Annotated in this window: 10 protein-coding genes; 4 read left to right on the forward strand and 6 right to left on the reverse strand. The window is 72.6% G+C overall.

Annotation, left to right across the window (positions count from 1 at the left end):
- Positions 1 to 1167: 1167 nt before the first annotated feature.
- Positions 1168 to 1866, reverse strand: a complete 699-nt coding sequence (locus tag POF43_RS01065) for a response regulator (RefSeq protein WP_271317507.1) — start codon at positions 1864 to 1866, stop codon at positions 1168 to 1170.
- A gap of 342 nt (positions 1867 to 2208) precedes the next feature.
- Positions 2209 to 3321 (reverse strand): tryptophan--tRNA ligase, encoded by a 1113-nt coding sequence (gene trpS / locus POF43_RS01070; protein ID WP_372515740.1) that lies wholly within the window; start codon positions 3319 to 3321, stop codon positions 2209 to 2211.
- Positions 3322 to 4044: 723 nt separating this feature from the next.
- On the opposite strand from trpS, the gene POF43_RS01075 reads away from it, so the two are divergent.
- Positions 4045 to 5307 carry a serine/threonine-protein kinase gene (locus POF43_RS01075; protein WP_282704354.1) on the forward strand — a complete coding sequence of 421 codons (1263 nt, stop codon included), beginning with the start codon at positions 4045 to 4047 and terminating at the stop codon, positions 5305 to 5307.
- 486 nt (positions 5308 to 5793) lie between these two features.
- Here POF43_RS01075 and POF43_RS01080 read toward each other — a convergent pair whose 3' ends face one another.
- Complete coding sequence (locus POF43_RS01080) at positions 5794 to 6441, reverse strand: TetR/AcrR family transcriptional regulator (protein WP_282704355.1); 648 nt, start codon at positions 6439 to 6441, stop codon at positions 5794 to 5796.
- Between the two features lie 180 nt (positions 6442 to 6621).
- Here POF43_RS01080 and POF43_RS01085 point away from each other — a divergent pair, with 180 nt between their 5' ends.
- Positions 6622 to 8106, forward strand: coding sequence for an MFS transporter (locus POF43_RS01085; RefSeq protein ID WP_271312530.1), 1485 nt, complete (start codon positions 6622 to 6624; stop codon positions 8104 to 8106).
- 381 nt (positions 8107 to 8487) lie between these two features.
- On the opposite strand, the gene POF43_RS01090 is transcribed toward POF43_RS01085, so the two are convergent.
- Together POF43_RS01090 and POF43_RS01095 are read right to left on the reverse strand one after the other, a co-directional pair.
- On the reverse strand, positions 8488 to 8616 hold the full coding sequence (locus POF43_RS01090) for a BBE domain-containing protein (RefSeq protein WP_271322662.1): 129 nt from the start codon (positions 8614 to 8616) through the stop codon (positions 8488 to 8490).
- 185 nt (positions 8617 to 8801) lie between these two features.
- Complete coding sequence (locus POF43_RS01095; protein ID WP_271322661.1) at positions 8802 to 10046, reverse strand: lanthionine synthetase LanC family protein; 1245 nt, start codon at positions 10044 to 10046, stop codon at positions 8802 to 8804.
- A 429-nt stretch (positions 10047 to 10475) separates the two neighbouring features.
- Here POF43_RS01095 and POF43_RS01100 point away from each other — a divergent pair, with 429 nt between their 5' ends.
- Positions 10476 to 11756 carry a GNAT family N-acetyltransferase gene (locus POF43_RS01100; RefSeq protein WP_271322660.1) on the forward strand — a complete coding sequence of 427 codons (1281 nt, stop codon included), beginning with the start codon at positions 10476 to 10478 and terminating at the stop codon, positions 11754 to 11756.
- An 18-nt stretch (positions 11757 to 11774) separates the two neighbouring features.
- Here the strand turns inward: POF43_RS01100 and POF43_RS01105 are convergent, their stop codons facing one another.
- The gene (locus POF43_RS01105) at positions 11775 to 12263 is read right to left on the reverse strand and encodes a VOC family protein (RefSeq protein ID WP_271322659.1); all 489 of its coding nucleotides are present in this window, start codon (positions 12261 to 12263) and stop codon (positions 11775 to 11777) included.
- A gap of 369 nt (positions 12264 to 12632) precedes the next feature.
- On the opposite strand from POF43_RS01105, the gene POF43_RS01110 reads away from it, so the two are divergent.
- Positions 12633 to 13682: an aldo/keto reductase gene (locus POF43_RS01110; RefSeq protein WP_271322658.1), complete on the forward strand. Its 1050-nt coding sequence runs from the start codon at positions 12633 to 12635 to the stop codon at positions 13680 to 13682.
- Positions 13683 to 13718 lie beyond the last annotated feature (36 nt).

Here is a 13718-nt window from a genome sequence, read left to right on the forward strand (position 1 = left end):
CTCCCCCTCAGTTTCCTCGTCGAGCCCTCGTGCTGAACGGGCGGACGAGCTCCTCCGTGTTCCTGGAAGCAATAGCCGATACCGACGCCCCCCACTCCCGAGGGAAAACCCCATGGATTCAAGTCACCCATTCCCATGGGGCGCCGCAGTGGTTGACGGTGCACATCATGCCAACGGGGCGGGCCGGGCGGGCCAAACTACAACCAAGGATGTACTAAGGGCCCTTGAGGGGGTTCCCCGCCTTGCCGGAATACCGGCAACTTACCATTTCGTTGTCCGCTCAACCTGTTTGGCTTCGGTGGCATCGACAATGGTGACGGCGGGTATGCGCGGGCGCTCTCCGGCGTGGTGGGCCGCGCATTCGATAGGCAATTTGGCGACTGCGTGTTTGCTGACGCGGAAGTCGGCCCCGCACCCTCAGCGTGGGGGAGGGCGGCGGCTCGTTGTCGCGGTGCTGAAGGGTCAGGAAGGCGAGCACGCGGTGCGGGCTGCGGAATACGGCCGATCGGTTCCCGCCCGAACGCACCGCGCACCACGCACACCGGTACGGCTGGGGGCAACCGCATGGACGTCCGTACCCGGGTTCGGCGAGGGGGTATCGCGGAGGGGCCGTCAGTTCACAAACCTGTAATGAGACGGGGCGTCACGAAGTTCGCGGGGGAGGGCTTCCGGCTGCGGTACGGGTGCGTCGGTACGCCGGTACGCGGCTCGTCCCGAGGTGCGCGGGGGAGGGCTTCCGTGCGCCGTTACGCCGAGGCCGGCCATCGCACCGGAGCGGTCCTCATGGCCGGTGGGTGCGGCAGGGGCGCCGGGAGGCCGGTGGCGGCGTGGGCCGGTCTGCGTTCCCGCCGGGCGTGGACACGGCGAGCGTTGGACACCGGTGGTGTTGGACACCGGGGATGTTGGACACCGGTGGGGTTGAGCACCGGGACGTTGGACACCGGGCGCTGGACAGCAACCGCCGCAGAGGTGACGAGCGTTGGCACCAAAGGCAGTGCATACCAAAGGCGCTACACACCAAGGGCGTTACCCACCAGAGGCGTTGGCACCGCAGACAGAGCAATGCCACCAAGGCCGTGATTCGAGGGAGGACGTCAGGAGGGGCGGTCCGCGGTGCCGCGCACCCGAGCCGGGGCCGGCCCGTTCGGCCGGCTTCGCCCGAAAGTCCTACCGGCCGCCGCCGCGCGTGTCCTGGACGGTATCGGGCCTGCGGCGCGGTAGCGCGGATACCGGAGGGTCGATCAGGCCCAGTTCTACCGCCCGGTTGACGGCCTCGACGCGGCAGCGTGCCGTGAGTTTGTCGAAGATGCTGTGCATGTGGCGCTTCACGGTGCCCTCCGCGATGTCGAGGCGCCGGGCGATCTGGTAGTTGCTCAAGCCCTGAGCGGCGAACTCGATCACCTCACGCTCGCGCGGCGAGAGCGGGCCGTTCTCCGGGGCGGTGCTCATCAGGCCGTCCGCCGACAGCAGGACGGTCACCGCACCGCTGCCGGCCTGGCACGCTTCGCGAACCGCGGCGCACAGCGCCTGGTGGGTGACCGTCTTGTGCAGGATGCCCGGGATGCAGAGCGGCAGGAGCGACTGTGTCACCGCGGGGTCGTCGCGCATGGTGAGGACGAGTATCCGCACGCCGGGTAATAAGTACTGGAACTGGCGGATCGTGGAGAGCGGATGATGGTTGCCGGGCATCTCGATGTCGAGCAGCACGACATGCGGACGGTGTCGGGCGGCGAGGCGCAACGCCTCGGGGACGCTGCCGGCCGTGGCGACCACGTCCAGCCCGTCCTCCGCGTGGAGGAGTTCGGCCAGGGCGTTGCGGAGCAGGGTGTGGTCGTCCGCGATCAGAAGGCGAATGGAGTTCGTCACCTGGCTCCCCCCTCGCCGGCCCCGGCTCCCGCCGGCCCGGCACCCGTCAGGTCCGTGTCGGCTGAGCCCCAGGGGGACTGCTGAGCACGGTGTGGGGGGACGCTAGCACACGATTGGGACGCCGAACGTGGTGTTTTTTCACCAGGAAACCAAGTGAAATCGCGACCCGGCGAGCGGAAGGCCGGGCGCGGGCCACGCCGCCCAGGCGCGTTCCCCGGTGCGCCCCCGCGACGACGTCAGCGGGACTGACAAACCGTCATGTGGCTGTGGTGTCGGACCAGTTGGCCGGTGGGGCGCCGTTCGTCGGAAGAGGACGGCGGCGTCCCACCGGGCCGGGGACCGTCAGTAGTGGCTGTTCATGGCGGCGCGTACCTCGCTGAGAGTGGCGTCGGCGGCCGCTCGGGCGCGCTCGTTGCCTTCGCGCAGGGTCTGCCGCAGCAGGTCGCGGTCCTGCGCGTACTCGGCTCGGCGGGCCCTGATCGGGGCCAGGTACTCGTTGACCGACTCGGTCACTGTCTTCTTCAGCGCGGCGGCACCGGCGGAACCGATCTCGTCGGCCACCTCCTGGGGGGTCCGGCCCTGGCAGAGCGCGGCGAGCAGCAGGAGGGAGGAGACCTCGGGGCGGGTGGCCGGGTCGTAGGTGATGTGGCGTTCGGAGTCGGTCTTGGCCCCCTTGAGCAGGCGGGCGGTCTCGTCGGCGCTGGCCGCCAGCGCGATGGAGTTGCCCCGGCTCTTGCTCATCTTGGTGCCGTCCGTGCCCAGCAGGAGCGGCGCGCTCGACAGCAGGGCGTCGGGCTGGGGGAAGACGGCGCCGCCCTTGCCGTAGCGGTCGTTGAAGCGCCGGGCGATGGTCCTGGTGAGTTCGAGGTGGGGGAGCTGGTCCTGGCCGACCGGGACCAGGTTGGCCTTGCAGAAGAGGATGTCGGCGGCCTGGTGCACGGGGTAGGTGAACATCAGGCCGCTGACGGCGGACTGGCGCGAGTGGGCGATCTCGTCCTTGACCGTGGGGTTGCGGTTGAGCTCGGCGACGGAGACCAGGCTCAGGAAAGGCAGCATCAGCTGGTTGAGGGCCGGGATGGCGCTGTGCGTGAAGATCGTGCTGCGGGCCGGGTCCACGCCGATGGCGAGGTAGTCCAGGACCAGTTCCTCGACGTGCTCGGTCAGGTTGTCGGCCACATCGCGGTCGGTCAGCACCTGGTAGTCCGCGATGATGACGAACAACTCCACCCCGAGGTCCTGAAGACGCACTCGGTTGTGCAGCGTGCCGAAATAGTGGCCCAGGTGCAGGCGGCCGGTGGGACGATCGCCCGTCAGCACCCGGAACTGCTTCGGGTCCTTGGCGATCAGCTCTTCCAGCACCGCGTTGCGGGCCTGCGCCGCGGAAATCCCGAGCGAGTCGGCGGAGGGGCCCGGGGCAGAGGCGTCGGGCCCCGCGGTCTGGGGGGTGGCGTTCACAAGATCTCCTGGTGGGTCGGTCTCGCCGTCAGGATGACACGAGGCCCTGGTCCAGGGGACACAGAAGGGCCGTTCACCCGAACGGCCCGGTCGTGCGTGACAAGTGGCCGCTCCTACGAGGAGCGCCGCCAGCACGGACACGACGAACGATGCATGCGCCCATCATAACGTCAGCTTCTTATGACGGAGGATAAGGCCGCGTCCGGTGTGATGAGTCGGATGAGATGTCCGAAGCAGCAGAGGGCGCCGGCGAGGCCGAGCAGGGCCGGGTGGTTACGGGGACGGCGTTCGGAGCGGTGGCAGTCGGTCGGTCACGACATGGCGCGCTCGATGACCCGGCTGCGGCGGCCCGATCGCACCACGGCGGACAGCCTGCCCAGCCGCAGGGGATGACTTGTTCTGTTGACCCGTCATCTGCGGACTCGTCACCACGGAGAGCGACAACGAATCCCGGGGAGCGGCGACGAACACCGTCGGCGCGTGAGGCTCGACGAGCCGCCGGCCCGGGGGATACGCGCTTGCGCAGCGCACCTCTGCCGACCGCCCCCGCCGTGCTCTGCTGCTCGCGGCGGTGCGAAGGGTGAGGAACGCCACGGCTCCGCGGGACCGGTCCACGGGACCGTTCCGGGCAGAAGAGAGGTTTTGAGGCGGGTTTGGGCGGTCCGGTCGACGGGCGCCGCGTGCGAAACTCGCGGCGGACCGAGCGAAGGACGGGGGCGGAAGGTGCTGATCAAGGATCGGTACAGGCTGGAGGAGGTGCTGGGCCGGGGTGGGATGGGTGAGGTCTGGCGCGGCACCGACGAGCTGCTGGGCAGACGGGTCGCGGTCAAGCTGATGACCGGCACCGCGGGCGACGAACGGGCGATCCGCCGGTTCGCCGACGAGGCGCGGATCGCCGGGAGCCTGTCCCACCCGAACACGGTCGCCGTCTACGACTTCGGCACCATCAACGACCAGCCCTTCATGGTGATGGAGTACGTCGACGGGCACACCCTCGAAACCGAGGTCGCCGCGCTGCGCCGGCTCGCCCCCGAGGACGTCTCCCGGATCGGCGGGCAGACTGCCGCCGGGCTCGCGGCCGCGCACCGGGCCGGCATCGTGCACCGCGACATCAAGCCCGCCAACCTGATGCTCACCTCCGGCGGCGTCCTCAAGATCAGCGACTTCGGCATCGCCCAGTTCGTCAACGACAGCGGGAGCGGGCTCACCGGCACCGGCATGGTCATCGGCTCGGCCACCTACATGGCCCCCGAGCGTGCCCTCGGCCGCACCGCCGACCACGCCGCCGACCTGTACGCCCTCGGGTGCGTGCTCCACGAACTCCTCACCGGCCGCCCGCCGTTCACCGGCGCCAACGCCGCCGCCGTCCTCGCCCAGCACGTCGAGTCCCCGCCCCCGGACCCCCGCCAGCACCGCGCCGACATCCCCGGCCCCCTCGCCGGGCTCGTCACCGGCCTGCTGGCCAAGGAACCGCACCTGCGGCCCACCGCCGCCGACGTCACCCACTGGCTCGCCCCGGTCGCGCTGCCCGGCGGCACCACCGGTACCCCGGCCGCCCCCGCCGGGCCACCGCCCGCCGCTCGCGCCGAGCCCGGTCGCATGCCGCCCGCCGCGCACCCCGACGCCGGCCCCGCGGCCCCCGGCGCCTTCGGTCCGCCCACGCTCCACGCCCTGCCCGAGCAACTGCGCCGGCCGCGCAAGCGCGAGGTCGCCGCGGCGGGGGTCCTCGCGGCCGTCGCCGCCGCCGTACGCGTCGCCTCCACCCTCAGCACGACGCTGACCTCGAACACCGTCCCCGACCGGCCGCCGAACGCGCAGCCGGTGCCGACGACACCGGCCGCCCGCGCCCGGCAGCCGGGGGCCATGCCCGCTCCCCGCACCGATGCGCCGCCGCTTCCCCCGTACCCGGCACCCGGCGCCACCGGCCCCCGTTCCCACCGCGCCGGCAACACCCAGGGAAACCCGAAGGGCACCCACCACAGGTAACCCCGCACCGGCACCTCGATCAGGGCATCGATCAGGACTTCGGACCGGAACGGCGGTGGGAGCCCGGTATCCGGCGTACCCCATCGTGACGTGAACCAGGCCGTGCAGAGCCGCCTGACTTCAGCATTGCGGCCCTGCGGCATAGCGGCCGACGGGCGTTGTCGGGTGGGCTGGTTCACCGCGGGTGAGGCGGCAGGGCCGTCGGACCGGGAAGCGACCGGCACGTCCACGATCCCCGGGAGCCCGCAGGCCACCGGTGAGGGCGAACGTGCGGGCCGGGGCGGGGTGATGGGGCGCCGGCCGTCCAGCGGTCGAACCCGGATCGGGACGGCCCGGGGCCCGGCGCAGCGTTCGACGCCGCCGCAACGCCCGGGGCGCGGATCGGCCCGGTCTCCTGGCCGCTGGACGCCCTGCTGGGCACCGGCGCCACCGACCGCTGACCGGCGTGACCGTTGACCGCTCCCGCCGATGCCGCCGCCGACGCGCTCAGCGGGTTTCCGGGGAACGTCTCAGGCCGGCCAGTACGAGGGGGAGTGCCCAGGCGAAGTCGTCCCGCGCGGCGTCCGACGGCGGGGCGGGGGTCTGCGTGCCGGGGGCCGGGGAGGGCTCGTCGTGCGGTCCCGGCGCGGTCCCGGCGTCTTCGTGCGTTCGGGGGTGGCCGACGGGGTGGGAGTTGACGAGGTGACCGAGCATCAGGTGCCACAGCACCCGAAAGGCGCGCAGCGCGTCGCCGCGGTCGGCACCGCTCGCCGTGGTGAGCACGGCCAGCGCACTGTCCGCGAAGGCCGCACCGCCCGCGCGGACCTGCGCGCCCTCGGCGATGATCCGTGCCGCCCAGTGGTGTCCGCGCAGATAGTCGTAGGCGTCCAGCCACTGCCCGGTGAACTGCTCGCCGGGTTCCAGGCCCTCGCGCGGCAACGGCAGCCGCGCGGCCACGTCGTCGGCGAGCAGCACGAGCAGTTCGCGGCGGTCGGCGATGTGCCGGTACAACGAGGCCTGGCCGGTGCCGAGACGCTGGGCGACGGCGCGGACGGTCATCGCGTCGAGGCCGTCGTGGTCGGCGATCCACCGTGCGGCGGCGACGATGAGCGGCCGGGACAGGACGGCCGGCCGACCGGGCGCGCGTGCACTCACCGCACGGACTCTACTCGACGGCGGCCCGCCCCGGTCTTGTGCCGACCGGGAGCGTACTCCTATGCTCGCGCGTTAGCGACCAATGTTCGCGAATCATGGGAGCGCAGTCGTGGCGGCCGACCGTACCGCCGCCGTGGCGGGCAGGTTACCGCACACTTCGGACCACCGAGCGAGGAAACCGTGACCGAACCCACCGAGCCGTCGTCCTCCAAGGCGGACTTATCGGGGACCCGTGCCCTGATCGCCCTGATCCTGGCCGTCCTGTCCTACGCCCTCGCCCAGACCATGCTGGTGCCGACGGTGGGGGTGCTCCAGCGCGAACTGCACACCACGCCGGCCGGCGCCTCCTGGGCGGTCCTCAGCTCGGCGCTGCTGGCGAGCGCGGTCCTCACCCCGCTGATCAGCCGCCTCGGCGACAGCTACGGCCGCCGCCGGGTGCTCATCGTGACCCTGGTGATCCATCTGGCCGGCTCCATCGGCGCGGCCGCCGCGTGGAACATCGGCGCCCTCATCGCGTTCCGCGCGGTGCAGGGGGCGAGCATCGCCATCCTGCCGCTCTCCCTGGGGCTGATCCGCGAGATCCTGCCGCCGCGCCGGGTGCCGTTCGGACTGGGTCTGACCTCCGGCCTGGTGGGCGGGGCGGCCGGCGTCGGGCTGGTCTGCGGCGGGCTGATCGTCGACCACGCCTCCTGGCGCTGGCTCTTCGTCGCCACCTGCGTCCTCATCCTCGCCGCGCTGTTCGCCACGATCCGCTACGTTCCGGAGAGCCGGCCCGGCCGGCGCGAGCCGCTCGACCTGGCCGGCGTCGCCCTCCTGGGCGGCTGCCTCACCACGGTGCTGCTGGCGCTGACCGAGGGGCCGCAGTGGGGATGGACCTCCCCCGCCGTGCTCGGGATGTTCTCCGCCGCGGTCCTGCTGGGCTCGGCGTTCCTGGGACGGGAGCGGTGCGCCACCAGCCCGCTCATCGACCCCACGCTGCTGCTGGGCCGGCGCATCGTCATCGCGCACGTCGGCGCCTTCCTGCTCGGCGTCAGCCAGTTCGTCTTCTACGTGCTGATCCCCAAGCTGGCGGAGCTGCCCGCCGGGCTGCCGCCGCGAACGGCACACCTGGTGGACTACGGCTTCGGCACGACCGTCACCGTGGCCGGTCTGATCCTGCTGCCCGGCACCCTGCTCGGGCTGCCGGCCAGTTCGGCGGTCGGGCGCGTCGAGGCCCGGCTCGGCACCGGCTCGGCGGCACCGCTGGGGTTCGCGATGAGCGCGATCGGCGGCGTGCTGCTGGCGTTCTTCTCCTCCGGCCCGTGGGAGGTGGCGTTTTGCTACGTCGTCATCGGCACCGGGTTCGGCTTCGTCATGGCCGCGCTGCCCAAGCTCATCCACGAGGTCACCCCGCCGGCCGCGGGCGCGACGGCGAACGGCATCAACACGGTCGCGCGCACGGTGGGCGGCGCGGTGGGCAGCCAACTCGGCGTCGCCATCCTCGCCTCGCACACCATCGCGGGCACCACGGTCCCGGTCTTCCCGGAGTTCCGGGCCGCCTTCTGGACGGCCGCCGGAATCGCACTCCTGGCGGCCGTGGCGACCCTGCTGAGGGCGAGGTTCCCGGCGGCGGCGACCATCGATCCCCAGCGGGCGGAACAGACCCGGGCCACGGTCAGCCGCTGAAGCACGGGCCGGCCGGCCGACGGGCCGACCGCGCGACAGGGACGGTGTGTACGGCAGCGCCTGACGCACCGCGTGGGACGGATCGCGCCTGACGCACCACACCTGACGGACCGTCCATGACACGTCGTGCGGGACGGCCCGGCTTGCGGAACGACCACCGCGCGGGACCGCACCGGCCACGGAACCGGCAGCCGGCCTGCGGCGGTTGCCGGTTCCCGCGGGGCCGGCGCCGTCCCGCACGTCTACGTCAGCGAGGGGGACGCGCTGCCCCGGAAGCCGTGCGACGCCGCGCCGACGCCCCGCGGGAACGCGCTTCCGCGGGGGCCGGACGCCTTTTGAACCGCGCGCCCGGCCCCGGTACTGCCCTGCGGCGCGGACCGGTCACCACGTCGCCGGCGGGATGCTCTGCTCGTACTGGAAGACGTTGTGCGGGTTGTACTTCGCCTTGATCTTGCGCAGCCAGCAGAAGATCGGCCAGTCGGAAAAACCTGCCCGCAGTGTCGTCGGCATCCAGGTATCCAGGTATCCAGTCGTTCAGGAATCCCGTCATCCCGTCATCCCGGCATGCCGGCATTCCGGTATGACTTCAGTACCGGTGGCGCGGACCGCCGACTTTTCGACACCGGGGGTCACGTGGCGGACGCGCCCCTGCTGCGAACCGGCGGTATACGTAACGATGGCCCGGGGCCGGCGAACTACGACGGAACAGCCGCCGGGCGGTCGGGCCAGGTGACCGCGTAGCCCGGGTCGCGGCCGGTGCTGACGCGGGCGAAGCGGAGCAGTTCCCGGACGATGCCGGCGTTGCCCATCGCCCACCCGGGCGTGGGCTCAAGACTGCTCGGCGCGGCCCGGTACTCGACGTTCGACCAGCAGGCGCCGTTCGCGTCCGCCGTCGTTCGGGCGAGGAGGTCCGCGACGAGGACCTGCGCGAAGTCCAGACCGTCGCCGTACTCGACTTCCCGGTCGCAGGCGAGGGCGAGCACTCCCGCGGTGCCACAGCACTGCCCGTTGTTGTCCCAGAAGCCCGGTCGCGGGCGGCGGGGGAGGCCGGAGTGGGTGACGGTGTGCCAGCAGCGGTCGGTGAGGGCCGACCACGCGGGGTCGCCCAGTACCTCGCGCAGCAACCGGAAGGTCTGGGCGTCGCCGGTCGGGCCGTTGCACCAGCCGTAGCTGTGGCGTTCGTTGCGCTCGGGCTGGTCCTGAGGGTCGGAGTGCGGAACGAGGAAGCCCTCCGGTCCGGCCTCGTCGCGCGCCACCACATCCGCCGCGCCGGCCGCCGCGAGCTCGGTCAGATCGGTGCGGTTCGCCGTGCGGCCGACCGATGCCAGCGCGTGTACGACCCCCAGCGTGCCGTGTGCCGTGTGATGCAGACGCGCGGGTCTTCCCGCGCGGGTCTCCCACACGACGCCGACCGGGGTGGTCTCCGCCGTCGTCGTGTAGGGCGTCACCGCGAGGACGGCCAGCTCGACGTCGCCGGCGGCCAGCGCTCCGAGCGCGACGCCCGCGTTGCCGCCGAGCAGGTCGAACTGCGGACCCCAACGCGTTCCGTCGAACCGGGACCGCACGAGGTCGAGGGCGCGCGACGCGGCGGCACCGGCAGCCGCTTCGCCCAGCCGCTCGTGGACGGCACGCAGCGCGACGGCCATCCCGGTCAGCCCGAAATACAGCGAGGACAGCTCCCAGTCCTCGACCGCCGCCGCGATGCTCCGGGCCCCGCGCACCGCCGCGTCGCCGTACCGCTCGTCGCCGAAATGCCGCTCCGCCTCCAGCAGCGCCAGCACGACACCCGCAGTGCCGCTGTACAGCACCGGATTGAGGCGCTCCTCGCTCGGCCTGGTCGCCCAGGCCAGGCCGTTCCCGGTCGGGCGGGCGGTGGCCAGGAGCCACTCCAGCGCCCCGGCCGCCACGCCCTCGACATCACTGGGCCGCGGGGTGATCACGACGGCAGTCTCACATGCCGTGACGGGGAAGCAGAAGTCCCGGTGGACCGCTCCGTTGAACGACCCCGTCGGACTGCCGCGTTGGACGGCCGCGTTCGGCAGGAGGGCAGCCGGCAGCGGGCAGACACGCGACGCCGTTCCCCCGCCGGCGCGTCCACGTCCTGGCCAGGGTGCCACGGCTTCGGCCGCAGCACGGCGGAATCCAGCGGTGGTGCCGAGGACGAGCCCCCGGTGCGGGCTGCGCCGGGGGAGCACACCCGGCCGGGCCCGACCACCGCCACGCGTCCCGGGGCCGGCCGGGGGCCGCGCTGTGCTGCGACCGGCCGCGGGACCCGGCCGTAATTCGGTTGACCGGGCCGCGCGTCGGCGCTGCACTGTGCCGGGGCACCGCGAGCCGTGGTGCCCGCAACGGGAGAGGCAGCGGCAGCGATGGAGATCCGTCCCACGACCGACCAGGACCTCGAACTCTTCGTCGACACCGTCTTCGCCGCGTTCGGGCGCTTCCGGGAATCACCGGCCGAGGGCGACGGGCTCTTGTGGTCGGCGTACGAAATGGACCGCAACCTGTTCGCCGTGACCGCGGACGGGCGGCCCGTCGGCACCGCCGGCGCGTACTCCTTCGAGCTCACCCTGCCCGGCGGGGTCCTCCTCCCGGTCACCGGGGTGACCGCCGTCGGCGTCCTGCCCTCGCACCGGCGCCGGGGCGTGGCGAGCGCGATGATGCGGCACCAGCTCACCGCACTGCGGGCCCGCGGGGAGTTCCTCTGCGTCCTGCTGGCCTCCGAGGCGCCGATCTACGGCAGGTTCGGCTACGGCCTTGCGACCTGCACGCGGCAGCTGACCGTGCCGCGCCACCGGGCGGCCTTCGCCGTTCCCCGGGCCCGCGGAACGGCCGACGCCCCGACGGCAGGCCCGGACACCGGCACGGATACCGGTTCGTTCACCGGCTCGGACAGCGGCTCGGACGGTGGCTCGGTCGAGGTGCTGCGGCGTGCCGAGTGCGGCGAGATCATGGAAGAGGTCTACGACCGGTACCGGCGCGCACAGCCCGGCGCGGTGTCCCGGCCGCACCGCTGGTGGGCCTCGGGCGCGGGGCAGCCCCCGGTCTCCCGGGCGCCGCGTTACATCGCCGTCCACCGGGACGCCGACGGCGTCCCGGACGGCTACGCCAGCTACTCGCTCGGCGAGTCCGACACCTTGACGGTCGACGAGACCATCGCCACCGACGACACGGTCTTCACGGCCCTGGCCCGGCTGGTGCTCGGCCACGACCTGGTCGGCCGGGTCGTGTTCAAGCACTTCCCGCCCGGGCACCCGCTGCGCTGGCAGCTCGCCGACTTCAACGCGGGCCAGCTGGGCAGCGACGAGGACTGGCTCTGGGTGCGGCTGCTGGACGTCCCGCGTGCGCTGACCGCGCGCGGCTGGTTCACGGACGGCGAACTCGTCCTCGACGTCGACGACCCGTTCCTCGGCGAGCACGGCCGCTACCTGCTGACCGTCCGGGACGGCAGGGCCGACTGCGTCCCGACGGACCGGGAGCCCGACCTGTCCCTGGACGTGCGCGACCTGGGCTCGGTCTACCTCGGCGGCACCGCACCGAGCACGCTCGTACGCGCCGGACACATCCGGGCCCACCACCCGGGCGCGGTGACCGTCGCCGACGCCCTCTTCCGCGCCGAGCGCTCCCCGCACTGCCTGCACTGGTTCTGACCGCCCGCCGGCGGTGCGCTACTCACCCCGGTAGGCGCGTTGCAGCTCCGCGATGTCGAGCTTGCCCATGCCCATGAGCTGCCGCATGGCGCGCGCGGTGGCCGCCGGGTCGTCGCCGGTCAGGAGCTGCGGCAGCACGGCGGGCACGACCTGCCAGGACACCCCGAAGCGGTCCTTGACCCAGCCGCACTGCGACTCCTGGCCGCCGTCCTCGGTCAGCCGTTGCCAGTAGTGGTCCACCTCGGCCTGGTCGGCGCAGTGGATCTGGAACGAGATCGCCTCGTCGAAGGTGAACTGCGGCCCGCCGTTGAGCGCCACGAACCGCTGCCCGTTGGCGGTGAACTCCGCGGTCAGCACACTGCCGGGCTCGCCGGGCCCGCCCTCGGCCCACCGGGTCACCCGGCCACGTGCGGAGTCGCGGAACACCGACAGGTAGTAGTCCACCGCCTGCTCGGCCTGCCCGTCGAACCACAGGCAGACGGTGAAGCCACCGCTGTTCGTCATCATGTCCTCCGTCGTCGTACGGGATGCGGCGTCCGGTGCCCGGGCGCCCCGCGGCCGGCCTCTTCCCGCTGCGACCGATCCTCCGCCCGGAGGCCCAGCGGTGCGGGCAGTACCCGCCGCTCGCGCCCGGACAATCCCCCGAATGGGTTGCCCTGTCCGGCGGACCGCGGGCGGCCGGGTGAGCTGCGGACGGCGGCTTCGGGAACGGGTACGCACAACGGTACGCATCCGCGCGGGGGAGACTTGCTTGCGGAGTCGGCTCCGCTTAGGCTGGCCGATCAAACGGACCCTGCTCCGTTTATTGTGAGCGGTGGCAGCCGGCCGCCGGCTGCCCCCTCGCACCGCCGCGATCACGGAAGGACCGCCCACGTCATGCGGTATCGCACGCTGGGTAGTACAGGAGTCCAGGTCAGCTCGCTGTGCCTGGGCGCGATGATGTTCGGGGAGTGGGGGAACCCCGATCACGACGACTCGATCGGCATCATCCGCACGGCGCTCGACGCGGGCGTCAACATCATCGACACGGCCGACGTGTACTCGGGTGGTGAATCGGAACTCATCGTCGGCAAGGCCATCGCCGGACGCCGCGACGACGTCGTCCTGGCGACGAAGGTGTCGAGCCCGATGGGCCCCGGCCCCAACCAACGGGGTGCCTCGCGGCGTTGGATCGTCCGGGCCTGCGAGGAGAGCCTGCGCCGCCTGGGCACCGATCACATCGACCTGTACCAGGTGCACCGGCCCGATCCCGAGACCGACATCGACGAGACCTTGGGTGCGCTCTCCGACCTCGTGCACGCGGGAAAGATCCGCTACGCGGGCTCCTCGACCTTCGCCCCCTCGGCGATCGTGCAGGCCCAGTGGACGGCCGAACGGCGGCGGCGCGAGCGCTTCGTGTGCGAACAACCGCCCTACTCCCTGCTGGTCCGGGGCGTCGAGGCCGACGTGCTGCCCACCTGCGAGACGTACCGCATGGGGGTGCTCGCGTGGAGCCCGCTGGCCGGCGGCTGGCTGTCCGGCCGCTGGCACCGCGACGCGGCCGACCTGTCCAGCCACCGCACGCGGACGATGCCGTTCCGCACCACGCTCTCCCACTACGACCTGGACGTACCGGGCAACCAGGCCAAGCTCGACGCCGCCACCGAACTCGCCGGCGTCGCCGGGGAAGCGGGCCTGACGCTGATCCAGCTGGCGCTGGCGTTCGTCACCACGCACCCCGCGGTCACCGCGGCCATCATCGGCCCGCGCACCGGCGCCCATCTGCGCGACCAGTTGAGCGCCGCGGACGTCGTCCTGGAACCCGCCGTGCTGGACCGGATCGACCGCATCGTGGCGCCCGGCACCAACCTCAACCCCGACGACGCGGGTTACGGCGCCGCCACCCTGGCTGATCCGAAACGCCGCCGCCGCGCCGCCGATCGGTGAACGGCGCCCGTCCGCGCCGGCGCCGGCGCCGGTGGT

This window comes from Streptantibioticus silvisoli, assembly GCF_027947535.2.
In the GTDB taxonomy this organism is placed as follows: domain Bacteria; phylum Actinomycetota; class Actinomycetes; order Streptomycetales; family Streptomycetaceae; genus Streptantibioticus_C; species Streptantibioticus_C silvisoli.

Bases quoted from the DNA above. Each gene is read 5' to 3' on its own strand.
- POF43_RS01090 (WP_271322662.1), bottom strand. From the start codon at position 8,616: ATGCCGACGACACTGCGGGCAGGTTTTTCCGACTGGCCGATCTTCTGC.
- POF43_RS01100 (WP_271322660.1), top strand. From the start codon at position 10,476: ATGGAGATCCGTCCCACGACCGACCAGGACCTCGAACTCTTCGTCGAC.
- POF43_RS01105 (WP_271322659.1), bottom strand. From the start codon at position 12,263: ATGATGACGAACAGCGGTGGCTTCACCGTCTGCCTGTGGTTCGACGGG.
- POF43_RS01110 (WP_271322658.1), top strand. From the start codon at position 12,633: ATGCGGTATCGCACGCTGGGTAGTACAGGAGTCCAGGTCAGCTCGCTG.